We start from the raw sequence: 14,148 nt of genomic DNA on the forward strand, positions 1-14,148 counted from the left end.
GATAACGATGAACCAACCAATCAGCTTTATATGGGACCAGCAGTCGGCAGCAGCAGCATTAAAGGCAGGGTCTGCCGCAGGAATCTCAGAAACCGGCGCTTACGAGGGGGATATCACCTCGGCGGTATATGAGTTCGGTAAAGACGGCTCACAGTCTCAGGCGCTGGTGCTTTCTCTGGACGCCGATGGCCAGAAAGCAAACTTCCTGCGTATCAATTTCCTCGGTCGCGACGGCAGCCAGACATTCGGCATGGGCCTGATTGCCGCCATTATGTGGGTTGCTCAGGTTAAAAATGCTCAGGCACAACAGCGTCAAGGGCAAAATGGCCCTGAATGGTTCCTCCCGGCGCTGGAAGGTAAGCGTGTGGGGCTGTTCCTACAGAAAATTCTCACCACTAAAACGACTGATGGCAGTGACAGCTATAAATTCGAAGTGCGCCACGTTTTCCAGCCTGGCTCTCGCCTGACCTACAAAGAGTTCACTGAAAAAACGCCAGCCGAAGCGATCGCCGCTCTTGAGCGCACCATGAAAGACAAAGATGACCGCAAGCCTCACGATTCATCACGCGGCGGCTGGGGTGCGCATTCGAATAACAATGGTGGATGGGGGAATAATCAGACCGATCCAAACTCGGTACCGGATTCCCGTCTGCAACAGGCAAACCGTCAGGTGTCGCATAACAACCAGAACCCTCCGTTCGACGACGACATTCCATTCTAGGACACCTCGTTATGACTCACGCTCACGACGACATCAGGGTTGGCACACTGTGCCTTCCCTTCATTGGTAACGGCTGGCTAATGCCATGGGATGAAGTAGTCAGCAATCCATTAAAGGCGCAGCGGCTCGCTGAGGAATATCGGGAAAGGCAGGAGGCAGCATGAGCGAAGCACCAATGATTATCGTACCGACAGATATTGGCCAGAAGATTAAAGAAATCGAATCTGCTTACCAGCGTTACGTCGATGAATTCAGGATCCCCGAAGACCACAAAATTATCGTTAACTTTTCTGCCGGTAAAGATTCCACGGCAACCATGGCAATCGCCCACGCTCTGTTCGGCGACAAGGTGCAAGGTGTCATGGCCGATACCGACAACGAACACGAGCTGACAATTGAGTTCGGTAAAACCATTCATGAGCAAATCGGATGCAAACCGATAAGCGTGGTTAAACGAGTTTACTCAGAGGAGCATTTCTCACGTCGGCGCGAAGCCATCAGCTCAACATGGACCAAACGACAGGCAATAAGAATGGGCTCCTACCGAGGGATTATAATGCCTTCCCTGGCAAGGAGTGATACCAAATTTGGCAAGGCATGGCAGCGTACCGCTGAAAAATGGGGTATTGAATTTCAGACACCACTTGAGGCAGCGCTTTCTGTTTTGCATCCAAGCGGAAATTCATTTCTTGATGCCTGTTTACTTCATGGCAAGTTCCCTCAACTACGGGATCGCTTCTGCACTGATGAGTTAAAGATTCAAATAGCATTCGATGCTGTCATGCAACCCATGTTGGATGATGGTGAGGTTATCGTTCAGTGGTCCGGGGTGCGAGCAGATGAGTCGTCGAAGCGTGCTGGGTACGAGCGGTTTTCAACTGATCAGCGAGACCCGGCGTTTCTTTATAACTTCCTGCCAATTCACCAATGGACTGCTTCTGACGTTTTCGCACTTCACAAGCACTTTGGCCTTAATCCAAATCCGCTTTACCTGCAAGGAGCTGCCCGCGTCGGGTGCATGAATTGCGTGCTGTGCAATAAAGAGGAAATAGCTGAGACGGCAGCTCGCTGGCCTGAATACATCGAAAAGCATAGGCAGTGGGAGCTAAAGGTTCGCCTTGTCAGTCGCTGGGTTCACTGGATGAGCGTAGGTGAAATAAGCCAAAGGTGGATGAAGCAGTTCAACCTTCCTCTGGGTAGGGAAGTACAATTATATGGACTTAGACCTGATGTTGAACGTGTTGAATGGTCTGGATTCTATGGCCCGCGCGGCGGAATGAACACCCCTGGAGTTGATGCGGTTTTAGAGTGGGCTAAGACTGGGCGTGGTGGTAAAGTTTATGACTTAATAAAATCAAGTATCGATACCACCGTCTGCTCTTCACGTTATGGTCTGTGTGAATAAAATACTGCCCATCAGACGATGGGCTTGCTAAATACAACTTTTTGCCATTGTATTTCATTACGCTTGAAGCTGTCAGTTCCCAGTTCAGTAATGAAAACAGGCGTGAGAGAATTTTTCTTCGCTAGTTCCAACAACTCATCCGTACGAACCACGGATATATTCCGGTCTGGTTCAGCCGGCCCTAATCGCAAAGTAATTATTAATTTCCCTTTATCAGTCAAAAGACTTGAAAGTACCTCAAGAGACTTAGCTTGCTCATGTTCCGCAAGATGCATCCACACCGCACTCAATAGGATTAAGTCAAATTTTTTATTGCTTGATTTTATTTTCGACAACAATGGAAGTGAATCATCCACCCAATAAATATCGCTTCCCACATAATAGTCCTGGGCCAGAGCTCTCATCCTGCTGCTTGGCTCAACTGCTACAACTTGGAAGCCTTTACTTGCTAAAGCAGCTGCATCTCTTCCAGAACCTGAGCCAACATCTAAAGCTAGACCATGACAATCACCAATATAACGTTCAACATCTGAAAATATGGTTTCAAAATCAAGCGATATATAATCCGAAAACAAACGCTCAGCATTTTTTTCATAAAAATCCCAGCTTGTCATTTTAAACCACCTTGTTTAGCTTCAATTATCAAAGCTGAGCCATTATTTTTAATCGTGGCACTATAATTTGTAGCATTAGTTGTCTTAGAAAAGAACTTAGGGTTTACGATTCCCGCCAGATTAGTAGCAGCACAGATTATCAGCATAATAATCCAGCATCCAACGACAATATGTTTCCTACCTTTAGCAACCACGGGAACATTAAACTGAAGATTAAATTCACAACTTAATTTTTTTAATAATGGATGATTATCTGGATTCTCTATCTCCTGCTGCTTCTTTATTTTAACACCAATAAGCTGACGTAAGCGCATCAAGGAGAATATAGTTGTCACATCGAACAAAAATAAAATAAAAAAGATTATCCTAAGAGAACTTTCATTTGCAATTGTAGTTGCATACCAAAGTCCTCCATTTACTGCAATTACAAAACTGGGGATTTGCCACATGAGCTGATTTAATGCTCGCATGTGCTGACCCGCCTCAAGATAAGTAATCTCCTGGAGCCTTTGATGCCAACGAATTGTCTCTAGCTTTATATCTTCACTTGTCTGTCGTGACGGAGGCTGATTAACCATGTTATCCCTGCTCGATGTACTTAGATCTTCTGATGATGCTAGCACAGCATCTCATGTAGATGAATTTTATATGTACGAGAGACTTTGTAAAAACAGATGCGCAAGAAGCCAAAACCAAACTGTAACGATACGGTGCCTCCCATCATCAACAAGCATCACAAGAAAATTGAAGCTCTGGGAGTTAGCCTCCTGGAGTTCGTCGTATACACAGGGCGCGGCTTAATCGCCGCTTCGGAGTTGAATAGTGACCAAATACGCGAAACTGGATAGCGAAGTGTTAAGCGCTATCGGCGCTCAGCCAACCTCGTTTTTGAAGATAATTAACCCTTCCGTCAGACAGGAGTGCCTGGTCATTGCTGAAGCAGAAGGAAAGCACCCGATGGACGTCTTCCGCATCCTTGACCGCCGCATCCAGTCACTCAGGAAGCTTGGCGTTATTCAGCACGTCAAAGGTAAAGGGTGGATACAGCCATGAAATCGCAAATCACCAGGTCGCTAAAGCGGCCTTTTTTATTGCTGGCCTTTACCTTCAACCGCATTAATCGACTCTTCGAGGAATAACTATGGACGAAATGACACAGGCATTTAAAGACTGGTACGAAAAAGAAACTGGATGGTGTGTAGAAGATGCACCCTCAGACGATGTAACAGCGCTTATCTGGCTGGCATGGAAAGCCGGGAAAAAGGCTGGTGAAGACTTTAAGGGATGAATCATGGACATCATCGACACAGCAGCAGAGATTGAAGAGCTTCAGCGTAACGCTGCCCTTTCCGCTCACCGGCTAAACCGCAACGCCGTATCAGCTGAGCATTGCAGTGAATGTGGGGAGGACATCCCGGCGCTGCGGCGCGCTGCCGTTCCCGGCTGCCAGACGTGTTCCAGTTGCCAGGAAGAGATAGAACTGAGAAATAAGCAGAGGGGGCAGTAATGCAGCAAGCAATTTTAGACATGTGCTGCGGATCTCGCATGTTCTGGTTCGATAAGCAGGACGAGCGAGCGGTGTTCAGTGATATCCGCGCCGAGCAGCATGAACTTTGCGACGGCCGCCAGTTAGTTATCAACCCGGACCTTATTGCAGACTTCCGCGCCCTTCCCTTTGCCGATAACACCTTCCCTGTCGTCGTTTTCGATCCGCCTCACCTCGAACGCGTCGGTGAAAACGCCTGGATGGGGAAAAAGTACGGGCGGCTAAATAAAGAAACATGGCGCGATGATTTGCGCTCCGGGTTCTCAGAGGCATTCCGGGTGTTGTGGCCAAACGGCGTACTCATCTTCAAATGGAGCGAAACACAGATCCCGGTTAGCAATATCCTGGTGCTTACCGACGAGAAACCGGTCATCTGGCAGCGCACCGGCAAGTCAGACAAAACCCACTGGGTGATTTTCGTCAAAGGTGGTCCAAATGTTCCAGCTAATTCAACGGGGTCAGATTTACGCTGACCATTCAGGTTGGCCCGTCATCATCCACAGCTGCACATCAGAGATAGTCCGCTACTGGAGACAGAGCCGGATCAACACCGCTTCAGTCGACCGATTCAACAATGACTTTGAGCACCTCGATCACCGTGAGGCGGCACAGATACGCGCCGAACTGGAGACGAGCGAGCACATTAAATTGCTGCGCGCCCAGCGCGCGGCATGAGGAGAGATTATGAAGAGTAACGCGGCCGCTCGTCGGCTACTTGGGATGCCACACTGGCGCAGCAATACACAGCAGATGGAACTAATCGAAGGTCACCCTTCGGCAAGGACTGGGAAGCATGTAACGACATGGGTTGCACTTCGCACTCGATCCGGAAGCTTTTTCTACTTCCGCTGACGCAACTGATAGCCAGTTATGAGCTGGCTATTGGGTGCGAAAGCACTGCTCCGTTATCCCTTTTGCCCGGCCACGCGCCGGGCTTCTTTTTGGGAGTTCACCATGCAATCAAACCCCATGAACTGGCTCATCGCAGCTCTTATTGCCCTGGGCGCTCTCATCTCATTTCTTCACGAACCGGAAGGTGTGCAATGGCTGCTTTTAATGTGGGCGCATTAGTCCAGAAGAAGACCGGCGGACTGAGGGGGATAGTCGAAAGCCTGCTGGAACCGGAAAACGATAAGCCAAGGGTTTATGTCGCATGGGACGGCGGTACTTATCAGATCCATTACGAATACGAATTACGCGCGGCCACTCCAGACCAGCCGCAGTTTTATAAAACGATGTCATAGGAGCGACCATGAGTGAAATGACCTTAATCGTACCCAACGACTGGGTGACAGAAGAAAAGCTCGTCGAGATTACCGGCCTTCGCCCTGGCACTATCGAGCGGGCCCGCAAAAAATGCTGGATGGTCGGTCGGGAATATCTGCATGTTTCCCCTGACGGCGTGCCGAAGAAAAACAGTGAATGCATGTACAACCGTAAGGCTGTCGACCAGTGGGTTGAGAGCATGTCAAAGAAACAGCCGGGTGCGCGCCAATGAAGATCCGTTTATGCTTAGCGGGCTCTTGGACGTCAGGAGGGAATAATGGCTAAGTCAGCATACCCAACAGGCGTGGAGAATCATGGCGGAACGCTCCGCATATGGTTCATCTATAAAGGCAGCCGGGTGCGTGAAAGCCTCGGCGTGCCAGATACACCAAAAAACAGGAAAGTCGCTGGCGAGCTGCGCGCGGCAGTGTGCTTTTCGATTAAAACAGGGAATTTCAATTATTCTACTCAGTTCCCGGACTCACCAAACCTGAAGAAATTCGGGGTGGAGAGTAAGGAAATAACCGTGCTGGAACTGGCGAATAAGTGGCTTGAGCTGAAACGCATGGAGATCAGCACCAACGCGATGTCACGCTATTCATCTATAGCGCGCAATATGGTGCCAAGGATCGGCGGTGACAGGCTGGTTTCTGCGGTGACGCAGGAAGACCTGCTGTTTATCAGGAAGGAATTGCTAACCGGTTATCACACCCTGAAGGCAGGGCAGAAAACGCCGGTTAAAGGCCGCTCCGTCAGAACGGTCAACAACTACATGAAAATCATGGGTGGGATGTTTAAGTTTGCCACCGAAAGCGGGTATGTCAGGGCCAACCCATTTACCGGAATAGCCATGCTTAAGCGCTCTCGATGCGAACCAGATCCTCTGACACGCGAGGAGTTCGTCAGGATGGTGAACGGATGCGCCCACCAGCAGCTGAAAAATATGTGGTCTCTTGCCGTGTACACTGGCGCGCGCCACGGCGAACTCGTGTCATTGGCCTGGGAAGATATCGACCTGAAAGCGGGTACGATGATGATCCGCCGGAACCACACGTTAACGAAGGAGTTCACCCTTCCAAAAACAGAGGCCGGAACGGACCGCATCATAAACCTCATTCAGCCAGCTATAGACGTGCTGAAAAACCAGGCTGAATTAACACGCCTGGGTAAGCAGTATCAAGTTGAGGTCAAACTGCGTGAGTATGGCCGCACCGATGTGCATCCGTGCACGTTCGTGTTCAACCCGCAGATCGCTTCACGTAATGGCCGTGCCGGGCATCATTACGCTGTGGGGTCGATTAACCAGTCATGGGAGGCGGCAATGCGACGCGCCGGGATTCGCTATCGCAGAGCATACCAGTCCAGACACACGTATGCATGTTGGTCATTAGCAGCAGGTGCCAACCCGAACTTCATAGCGAAGCAAATGGGCCACACCGACGCGCAAATGGTTTACCGGGTGTACGGATCCTGGATGGCCGAAAACAACCAGGACCAGGTGCTCATCCTGAACCAGAAATTGAGTGAGTTTGCCCCATCCATGCCCCACGCAGTAGGATCGGATGGTTAATAAATATAAATATCATTAGGTTAGATAACCTAAACCTGCATTCCCATCACTTCCTGGTACGCAGAAACCAGCTTATTCCTTACCTGGATCCCCATCTGCAACGACACAGACGCTTTTTGCAAATCGGTCATCACATCGTTGAGCGCCACACCCGGTTCACCCAGACTGAACTTCTCCGCCTGTGTACGCGCAGCGGTCTGGGTATCGCTGATACGGTCAAGAGCGGCGTGCAGTTGCCCCGCAAAGCTGATGGTCGGCTGTTCTTCTGCCACGCTCTGATTACGTGCCGTCATCGCCGTTGCCTGCAACTGACTGATCACCCCTTCAATGCCCTGTATAGCCATGACTTTCCCCTGGATGGTTTTTTACGCGGTCAAGACTAACAGCTTGTCAATAAGATAAAGGCGCTAAATAGCGTGAAAAAACCAGGTTATTTGACGCATAGAAAATCCCGAATCATCAAATAATGGCAGGGCCATCAGTATGGAACTTTTGTCGTGTTTGCCGACCCGGGAGTCAGTTTTGTTTCTCTACACGAATAACGTAACCCACCAGGATTTAAGAGGTGCGCAATGAGTGCGACAGCATCGACAGCACCGCAGACTAAATCACTTGAGTGGATGAACCGCCTTCGCGCGAATCCTAAAATCCCGTTGATCGTGGCAGGCGCTGCCGCAATTGCGATTATTGTCGCGATGGTCTTGTGGGCGAAAAGCCCTGACTACCGCACGCTCTACAGTAACCTTTCCGACCAGGATGGCGGCGCCATCGTCACCCAACTTACCCAGATGAACATCCCTTATCGCTTCGCCGATAACGGTGGTGCGCTTGAGGTTCCGGCGGATAAAGTGCACGAACTGCGTCTGCGTTTGGCGCAGCAGGGCCTGCCAAAAGGTGGCGCGGTAGGTTTTGAGCTGCTGGACCAGGAAAAATTCGGTATTAGCCAGTTCAGCGAGCAGGTTAACTACCAGCGTGCGCTGGAAGGTGAACTGGCCCGCACCATTGAAACATTAGGCCCGGTGAAAAGTGCCCGTGTTCACCTCGCCATGCCGAAACCTTCTCTGTTTGTTCGCGAACAAAAATCCCCGTCTGCTTCTGTGACTGTTAACCTCGAACCTGGCCGCGCGCTGGATGAGGGGCAAATCAGCGCGGTAACGCATCTGGTCTCCAGCGCCGTTGCTGGTTTGCCGCCAGGTAACGTGACTCTGGTTGATCAGAGTGGCCATCTGCTGACGCAGAACAACAGCGCCGGTCGCGACTTAAATGACGCACAGCTGAAATATGCCGCCGATGTCGAAGGCCGTTTGCAACGCCGTATTGAAGCCATTCTTGGCCCGGTCGTAGGGAATTCCAACGTCCATGCGCAGGTGACCGCTCAGATTGACTTCGCCAATAAAGAACAAACGGAAGAACAGTACAGCCCGAATGGCGATCCTGCGCAGGCCGTGATGCGTTCTCGCCAGGTTAATGAAAACGAGCAAGTGGGCGGTCCATACCCGGGTGGCGTGCCAGGCGCACTGTCTAACCAGCCTGCCCCGGCTAACGCCGCGCCAATTTCGACGCCGCCGGCAAACCAGCAGAACGGTCAACAAACGAATCAGCAAACGACCTCTTCAAACACGTCCTCTGGCCCACGTACCAGTAGCCGTAATGAAACCACCAACTACGAAGTCGACCGTACCATTCGCCACACCAAGCTGAACGTGGGTGATGTACAACGCCTTTCTGTTGCTGTGGTTGTAAACTACAAAACGCTGCCAGACGGCAAACCGCTGCCGCTGACCGCCGAGCAAATGAAGCAGATCGAAGACCTGACTCGTGAAGCCATGGGTTACTCCGAGAAGCGTGGCGATACCCTCAACGTGGTGAACTCTCCGTTCAACTCGGTTGATGAGACAGGTGGCGAACTGCCGTTCTGGCAACAGCAGGCGTTTATCGATCAGCTGATGTCTGCCGGTCGCTGGCTGCTGGTTCTGATTGTCGCGTGGCTGCTGTGGCGTAAAGCGATTCGTCCGCAACTGACGCGCCGCGCAGAAGAAGCCAAAGCCGCTCAGGAGCTCATGAATACGCGTCAGGAAGTGGAAGACGCCGTTGAAGTTCGCCTGAGCAAAGACGAACAAATGCAGCAGCGTCGTGCTAATCAGCGCATGGGTGCTGAGGTAATGAGTCAACGTATTCGCGAAATGTCAGATAACGATCCGCGCGTCGTCGCGCTGGTCATCCGCGGCTGGATGGGTAACGAACATGAGTAATACGCTTACAGGTACCGATAAAAGCGTCATCCTGCTGATGACCATTGGCGAAGACCGCGCGGCAGAGGTGTTCAAACACCTCTCCCAGCGGGAAGTGCAAATTCTCAGTGCGGCAATGGCGAACGTTCGTCAGATCTCCAATAAACAGCTGACCGAAGTGTTGGCTGAGTTTGAGCAGGAAGCCGAGCAGTTTGCCGCGCTCAATGTCAACGCCAACGAATACCTGCGCTCTGTGCTGGTCAAGGCGCTTGGCGAAGAACGCGCCGCCAGCCTGCTGGAAGATATTCTGGAAACCCGCGATACCGCCAGCGGTATCGAGACGCTCAACTTTATGGAGCCGCAGAGTGCCGCCGACCTTATTCGCGACGAGCACCCGCAGATTATCGCCACCATCCTGGTTCACCTCAAACGTGGTCAGGCGGCCGATATTCTGGCGCTGTTCGAAGAGCGTCTGCGTCACGACGTTATGCTGCGTATCGCCACCTTTGGTGGTGTCCAGCCAGCGGCACTGGCAGAACTGACCGAAGTGCTGAACAACCTGCTCGATGGCCAAAACCTCAAGCGCAGCAAAATGGGCGGCGTGAGAACGGCGGCAGAGATCATCAACCTGATGAAAACTCAGCAGGAAGAAGCGGTTATTACGGCGGTTCGCGAGTTCGACGGCGAGCTGGCACAGAAAATTATCGACGAGATGTTCCTGTTCGAAAACCTGGTCGAAGTGGACGATCGCAGCATCCAGCGCCTGCTCCAGGAAGTGGACTCCGAATCGCTGCTTATCGCCCTCAAAGGTGCCGAACAGCCACTGCGCGAGAAGTTCCTGCGCAACATGTCTCAGCGTGCAGCCGATATCCTGCGCGACGACCTTGCCAACCGTGGCCCGGTGCGTCTGTCTCAGGTGGAAAACGAACAGAAAGCCATCCTGCTTATTGTTCGTCGTCTGGCAGAAACCGGCGAGATGGTGATTGGCAGCGGAGAAGACACGTATGTCTAATGAGCTGCCGTGGAAGCGCTGGACGCCCGACGATCTGGCCCCTCCTCTTTCCGAGTTTACCCCGGCTATGATATCGCCCGATGAGGGCGATACGGGCGCAGAACCCCCTGAGCTCAGCGAAGAAGAGCAGCGTGCTCATATGCTGGCGCAAATGCAAATGCAGGCGCACGAACAAGGGTATAACGCGGGTTTACATGAAGGACGGCAGACAGGCCAGGAGCAGGGTTATCAGGAAGGTCTGGCGAAAGGGTTAGAGCAAGGTATTGAACAGGCGCGCCAGCAACAGGCACCGCTTCATGCCCGGATGCAGCAGCTGGTCAGCGAATTCCAGCACACCCTTGATGCGCTCGACAGCGTGATTGCCTCGCGCCTGATGCAGATGGCGCTTGAAGCCGCGCGTCAGGTCATTGGCCAGACGCCAACGGTAGATAACTCGGCGCTGATCAAACAAATTCAGGGCCTGCTTCAGCAGGAGCCATTGTTCAGCGGTAAACCGCAGTTGCGTGTTCATCCCGACGATCTTCAGCGTGTGGAAGAGAGCCTCGGCGCCACGCTCAGCCTGCATGGCTGGCGTCTGCGCGGCGATCCTTCCTTACACCACGGCGGCTGCAAAGTCTCTGCGGATGAAGGCGATCTGGATGCCAGCGTCGCCACCCGCTGGCAGGAACTGTGCCGCCTGGCGGCACCGGGAGTCGTCTGATGACCGCACGCCTCACTCGCTGGCTTACCACCCTTGATAACTTCGAAACGAAGATGGCGCAACTGCCATCTGTTCGTCGTTATGGGCGTTTAACCCGCGCTACAGGCCTGGTGCTCGAAGCCACGGGCTTGCAGCTTCCGCTGGGCGCCACCTGCGTGATCGAACGTCAGGACGGGATCGAAACCCGCGAAGTGGAAAGTGAAGTCGTTGGCTTTAACGGTCAGCGTCTGTTCCTGATGCCGCTTGAAGAGGTCGAAGGTATTCTGCCCGGCGCGCGCGTCTATGCAAAAAACAACTCAGGCGATGGCCTGCAAAGTGGCAAACAATTGCCGCTTGGCCCGGCGCTGTTAGGCCGCGTGCTGGACGGGAGCGGCAAGCCGCTCGACGGTCTGCCCTCCCCTGACACCACCGAAACCGGGGCGCTGATCACTCAGCCATTTAACCCGCTGCAACGTACGCCTATCGAACATGTGCTTGATACCGGCGTGCGCCCGATTAACGCCCTGCTCACCGTCGGACGCGGGCAGCGTATGGGTCTGTTCGCCGGTTCCGGCGTGGGTAAATCGGTACTGCTCGGCATGATGGCGCGTTACACCCAGGCCGACGTTATCGTCGTGGGGCTTATCGGTGAACGTGGTCGTGAAGTAAAAGACTTTATTGAAAATATTCTGGGTGCTGAAGGCCGCGCCCGCTCGGTGGTGATCGCCGCCCCGGCGGATGTTTCCCCACTGCTGCGTATGCAGGGTGCAGCCTACGCCACCCGTATTGCAGAGGATTTCCGTGATCGCGGGCAGCACGTGCTGCTGATCATGGATTCCCTGACCCGTTATGCGATGGCGCAGCGTGAAATCGCGCTGGCTATCGGTGAGCCACCAGCCACCAAAGGCTATCCACCTTCGGTGTTTGCCAAGTTACCAGCGCTGGTTGAACGTGCGGGTAACGGCATCACTGGTGGCGGTTCGATTACCGCGTTTTACACGGTTCTGACCGAAGGCGATGACCAGCAGGACCCGATTGCCGACTCCGCGCGTGCGATCCTTGACGGTCACATTGTGTTATCCCGTCGTCTGGCTGAAGCCGGGCACTATCCGGCTATCGATATCGAAGCCTCGATCAGCCGTGCGATGACGGCACTGATTACCGAGAAGCACTACGCCCGCGTGCGTAACTTCAAACAACTGCTATCCAGCTTCCAGCGTAACCGCGACCTGGTGAGCGTGGGGGCGTATGCCAAAGGCAGCGACCCGATGCTCGACAAAGCGATTGCTCTGTGGCCGCATCTGGAAGCATTCCTGCAACAAGGTATTTTTGAACGCGCCGACTGGGACGATTCGATTCAGGCTCTGGAGCTGATTTTCCCGCAGGTGTAATACAGGTGGAGGGCGAAGGTCATGGCGCAAAACAGCGCGTTATCAACGCTAAAAGATCTGGCTGAAAAAGAAGTTGATGATGCCGCATTGCAGCTTGGCGCAATGCGACGCGGGTGCCAGCAGGCTGAAGAACAGTTGAAGATGTTGATCGACTATCAGCATGAATATCGCACCAACCTCAATACCGACATGACACAGGGCATTGGTAGCCAGCGCTGGATTAACTATCAGCAGTTTATCCAGACGCTTGAAAAGGCGATTGAACAGCATCGCCAGCAGCTTAACCAGTGGACCCAAAAAGTCGATACGGCGCTGAACTTTTGGCGCGAGAAAAAACAGCGGCTCCAGGCATGGCAAACCTTGCAGGACCGGCAAGTGGCAGCAACTACTCTCGCCGAGAACCGCCTGGACCAGAAAAAAATGGATGAGTTTGCACAGCGCGCATCAATGAGGAAACCTGAATGATCACACTGCAACAACTGCTGATGACCGACAGTGACCTGTCAGGCAGCACGCAGACGGGAAAAGGCACCGGCGGTGCACAAGATTTTCTCTCCCTGCTGGCTGGCGCCCTGACGGATACCGCCGGTCAAGGTAAAGATGCGCCGCTGACCCTTGCCGACCTGAAAGCGGCCGGCAGCAAGCTGGCAAAAGTCGCACAGGATAAAGACGGCGATACCACGCTTCAGGCAAAAATTGCCGATCTGTTATCACGCCAGGACACGCTTACCGGGGATGAAACTGCACAAACCACCGCGCTGCAAAGCCTGGTTTCCGGGCTGATGCCAGCAACCCATAGTGATGCCCTGAAAAGCCTGACGTCAACGGCTGCCAAAGATGACAGCAAAACCGACCTCAGCGAAGAAGAGCTGGCCGGATTAAGCGCGCTGATGGCAATGCTGCCGCATCAGCAGACCGCAACCCCGGTTTCCACCCAGGCCGTCAGCACTGAAGGCGTGGCCGAGAAAGTGCTGGCAGGCACCTCTCTGGCACAAACCAGCACCGGGCAACAACCGGCCCTGACGACCGCCTCGGGTGCACATGAAAAAGCACAGTCTGCGCTTGCGTACGCACCTCAGCCGCAAACCGCTGATGCATCGGCCGCTAACGCTCCGCTGACGCCCGCCGTAGCCGTTACCGCTGAGAAGCAGGACCTGGCAAGCCAGTCTTCTTCCACCAGCCCAACGGCAACGCTTGCGCCAATCGTCAGCAGCCAGGCCACCTCTCAGCCCGCCGCCACGGTCGCTACCGCGCCGGTACTGAGCCAGCCGCTTGGCACCAGTGAGTGGCAGCAGACCCTGAGCCAGCACATCACGCTGTTCACCCGACAAGGGCAGCAAACGGCTGAGTTGCGCCTGCACCCGGAAGATCTGGGCCAGGTACAAATTTCGATTAAGCTTGATGATAACCAGGCGCAGTTGCAGATGGTGTCTGCGCACAGCCACGTACGTGCGGCACTGGAAGCGGCGCTGCCGGTTCTGCGTACTTCGCTTGCTGAGAACGGTATTCAGCTTTCACAAAGCAGCGTCAGCAGCGAAAGCTTCTCGGGCCAGCAGCAGTCTGCCTCACAGCAGCAACAGCAGGCTTCGCGTTCCGGCCAGCAGGGCGGCTTTAATGAAGAGAGCGATGAGTTACTACCAGCGCCTGTCGCACTGCAATCCGCCGCGCGTGGAAACAGTGCTGTAGACATCTTCGCCTAAACGCCAGAGGTAG

At 53.4% G+C, this 14,148-nt stretch carries 21 protein-coding genes; 18 read left to right on the forward strand and 3 right to left on the reverse strand.

Annotation, left to right across the window (positions count from 1 at the left end; all coding sequences use genetic code 11):
* The first annotated feature begins 7 nt into the window (after positions 1 to 7).
* From M987_RS19755 to M987_RS19760, 3 genes are read left to right on the forward strand one after another with little or no spacing between them, the layout of a single operon-like run.
* Positions 8 to 721: a hypothetical protein gene (locus M987_RS19755; protein WP_014070835.1), complete on the forward strand. Its 714-nt coding sequence runs from the start codon at positions 8 to 10 to the stop codon at positions 719 to 721.
* Positions 722 to 732: 11 nt separating this feature from the next.
* A complete protein-coding gene (locus M987_RS24195) occupies positions 733 to 885 on the forward strand; it encodes a DUF1317 family protein (RefSeq protein WP_014070836.1) in 153 nt (50 codons plus the stop codon).
* Positions 882 to 2,126 (forward strand): phosphoadenosine phosphosulfate reductase domain-containing protein, encoded by a 1,245-nt coding sequence (locus tag M987_RS19760; RefSeq protein WP_014070837.1) that lies wholly within the window; start codon positions 882 to 884, stop codon positions 2,124 to 2,126. The genes M987_RS24195 and M987_RS19760 overlap by 4 nt, the downstream gene beginning before the upstream one ends.
* Positions 2,127 to 2,137: 11 nt before the next feature.
* Here M987_RS19760 and M987_RS19765 read toward each other — a convergent pair whose 3' ends face one another.
* Both M987_RS19765 and M987_RS19770 read right to left on the reverse strand, forming a co-directional pair.
* Positions 2,138 to 2,740, reverse strand: a complete 603-nt coding sequence (locus M987_RS19765; RefSeq protein ID WP_014070838.1) for a class I SAM-dependent methyltransferase — start codon at positions 2,738 to 2,740, stop codon at positions 2,138 to 2,140.
* Positions 2,737 to 3,318 (reverse strand): hypothetical protein, encoded by a 582-nt coding sequence (locus M987_RS19770; RefSeq protein WP_014070839.1) that lies wholly within the window; start codon positions 3,316 to 3,318, stop codon positions 2,737 to 2,739. The genes M987_RS19765 and M987_RS19770 overlap by 4 nt, the downstream gene beginning before the upstream one ends.
* Positions 3,319 to 3,562: 244 nt before the next feature.
* Here M987_RS19770 and M987_RS19775 point away from each other — a divergent pair, with 244 nt between their 5' ends.
* The 9 genes from M987_RS19775 to M987_RS19805 all read left to right on the forward strand — a co-directional run bounded on the left by M987_RS19775 (position 3,563) and on the right by M987_RS19805 (position 7,122).
* Positions 3,563 to 3,793, forward strand: coding sequence for a hypothetical protein (locus M987_RS19775; protein ID WP_014070840.1), 231 nt, complete (start codon positions 3,563 to 3,565; stop codon positions 3,791 to 3,793).
* 88 nt (positions 3,794 to 3,881) lie between these two features.
* Positions 3,882 to 4,028 (forward strand): hypothetical protein, encoded by a 147-nt coding sequence (locus M987_RS24920; RefSeq protein WP_014070841.1) that lies wholly within the window; start codon positions 3,882 to 3,884, stop codon positions 4,026 to 4,028.
* A 3-nt stretch (positions 4,029 to 4,031) separates the two neighbouring features.
* Positions 4,032 to 4,247 (forward strand): TraR/DksA family transcriptional regulator, encoded by a 216-nt coding sequence (locus M987_RS19780; RefSeq protein WP_014070842.1) that lies wholly within the window; start codon positions 4,032 to 4,034, stop codon positions 4,245 to 4,247.
* Entirely contained in the window at positions 4,247 to 4,759 is a 513-nt protein-coding gene (locus M987_RS19785) for a class I SAM-dependent methyltransferase (RefSeq protein WP_014070843.1), read from the forward strand. The genes M987_RS19780 and M987_RS19785 overlap by 1 nt, the downstream gene beginning before the upstream one ends.
* The gene (locus M987_RS19790; protein WP_014070844.1) at positions 4,722 to 4,961 is read left to right on the forward strand and encodes a DUF4222 domain-containing protein; all 240 of its coding nucleotides are present in this window, start codon (positions 4,722 to 4,724) and stop codon (positions 4,959 to 4,961) included. The genes M987_RS19785 and M987_RS19790 overlap by 38 nt, the downstream gene beginning before the upstream one ends.
* A gap of 9 nt (positions 4,962 to 4,970) precedes the next feature.
* Positions 4,971 to 5,138, forward strand: coding sequence for a stationary-phase-induced ribosome-associated protein (sra, locus tag M987_RS25335; RefSeq protein ID WP_176408562.1), 168 nt, complete (start codon positions 4,971 to 4,973; stop codon positions 5,136 to 5,138).
* A gap of 191 nt (positions 5,139 to 5,329) precedes the next feature.
* On the forward strand, positions 5,330 to 5,530 hold the full coding sequence (locus M987_RS19795) for a hypothetical protein (protein ID WP_014070845.1): 201 nt from the start codon (positions 5,330 to 5,332) through the stop codon (positions 5,528 to 5,530).
* Positions 5,531 to 5,538: 8 nt separating this feature from the next.
* Positions 5,539 to 5,784: an excisionase family protein gene (locus tag M987_RS19800; RefSeq protein WP_014070846.1), complete on the forward strand. Its 246-nt coding sequence runs from the start codon at positions 5,539 to 5,541 to the stop codon at positions 5,782 to 5,784.
* Between the two features lie 45 nt (positions 5,785 to 5,829).
* Entirely contained in the window at positions 5,830 to 7,122 is a 1,293-nt protein-coding gene (locus tag M987_RS19805) for a tyrosine-type recombinase/integrase (protein WP_014070847.1), read from the forward strand.
* A gap of 29 nt (positions 7,123 to 7,151) precedes the next feature.
* On the opposite strand, the gene fliE is transcribed toward M987_RS19805, so the two are convergent.
* Positions 7,152 to 7,466, reverse strand: coding sequence for a flagellar hook-basal body complex protein FliE (gene fliE, locus M987_RS19810; RefSeq protein WP_014070848.1), 315 nt, complete (start codon positions 7,464 to 7,466; stop codon positions 7,152 to 7,154).
* Positions 7,467 to 7,694: 228 nt separating this feature from the next.
* Between fliE and fliF the strand changes: the two genes are divergently transcribed.
* The 6 genes from fliF to fliK are packed head-to-tail and all read left to right on the forward strand — an operon-like array spanning position 7,695 to position 14,135.
* Complete coding sequence (fliF, locus tag M987_RS19815; RefSeq protein ID WP_014070849.1) at positions 7,695 to 9,374, forward strand: flagellar basal-body MS-ring/collar protein FliF; 1,680 nt, start codon at positions 7,695 to 7,697, stop codon at positions 9,372 to 9,374.
* Positions 9,367 to 10,365, forward strand: a complete 999-nt coding sequence (gene fliG, locus M987_RS19820) for a flagellar motor switch protein FliG (RefSeq protein WP_014070850.1) — start codon at positions 9,367 to 9,369, stop codon at positions 10,363 to 10,365. Before fliF ends, fliG begins: the two co-directional genes overlap by 8 nt.
* The gene (gene fliH, locus M987_RS19825) at positions 10,358 to 11,065 is read left to right on the forward strand and encodes a flagellar assembly protein FliH (RefSeq protein ID WP_014070851.1); all 708 of its coding nucleotides are present in this window, start codon (positions 10,358 to 10,360) and stop codon (positions 11,063 to 11,065) included. Before fliG ends, fliH begins: the two co-directional genes overlap by 8 nt.
* Entirely contained in the window at positions 11,065 to 12,435 is a 1,371-nt protein-coding gene (fliI, locus tag M987_RS19830; RefSeq protein WP_014070852.1) for a flagellar protein export ATPase FliI, read from the forward strand. The genes fliH and fliI overlap by 1 nt, the downstream gene beginning before the upstream one ends.
* Positions 12,436 to 12,456: 21 nt before the next feature.
* Complete coding sequence (fliJ, locus tag M987_RS19835; protein WP_014070853.1) at positions 12,457 to 12,900, forward strand: flagellar export protein FliJ; 444 nt, start codon at positions 12,457 to 12,459, stop codon at positions 12,898 to 12,900.
* Positions 12,897 to 14,135 carry a flagellar hook length control protein FliK gene (gene fliK, locus M987_RS19840; protein ID WP_014070854.1) on the forward strand — a complete coding sequence of 413 codons (1,239 nt, stop codon included), beginning with the start codon at positions 12,897 to 12,899 and terminating at the stop codon, positions 14,133 to 14,135. The genes fliJ and fliK overlap by 4 nt, the downstream gene beginning before the upstream one ends.
* The last annotated feature ends 13 nt before the right edge of the window (positions 14,136 to 14,148 follow it).

The organism is Enterobacter soli ATCC BAA-2102, from assembly GCF_001654845.1.
GTDB classification, from domain to species: domain Bacteria; phylum Pseudomonadota; class Gammaproteobacteria; order Enterobacterales; family Enterobacteriaceae; genus Enterobacter; species Enterobacter soli.